Origin of the sequence: Enterobacter cloacae complex sp.6700776 (assembly GCF_048284255.1) — a bacterium.
Classification (GTDB): Bacteria; Pseudomonadota; Gammaproteobacteria; order Enterobacterales; family Enterobacteriaceae; genus Enterobacter; species Enterobacter intestinihominis.
In genome coordinates this window covers 1-311 of record NZ_JBLVYK010000142.1, presented here as the reverse complement: position 1 = coordinate 311, position 311 = coordinate 1, and the positions used below count along the sequence as shown (strand labels likewise).

1 protein-coding gene is annotated in these 311 nt (G+C 32.5%); it reads left to right on the top strand.

Annotated features, from left to right (window positions below; genetic code table 11):
• Nucleotides 1-105: 105 nt before the first annotated feature.
• Nucleotides 106-311, top strand: a 206-nt coding sequence (locus tag ACNQ0T_RS23620; RefSeq protein WP_417930431.1) for a type VI secretion system contractile sheath small subunit, incomplete at its 3' end; no start/stop codon positions are given.

Below are 311 nucleotides of genomic sequence, written 5' to 3'. Positions count from 1 at the left end.
ATATAAAATAGCAAACTGATTTAAGCCAAATTAAAGTTAAAGAATATATTTCATTTACCAATAATTCATATTTAAAGCGAGTAATACCACTAAAGGACTCCTAAAATGTCAGATAGCTTCCAAAATGAAGTACCGAAGGCTCGGGTTAATATCAAATTAGACTTGCACACGGGTGGTGCGCAGAAAAAAGTGGAATTACCACTTAAATTATTAGCTGTTGGTGATTACAGCAATGGACAAGATAATCGAGCATTATCTGAGCGCGAAAAAGTTAATATCAATAAAAATAACTTTAACAGTGTACTCACTGA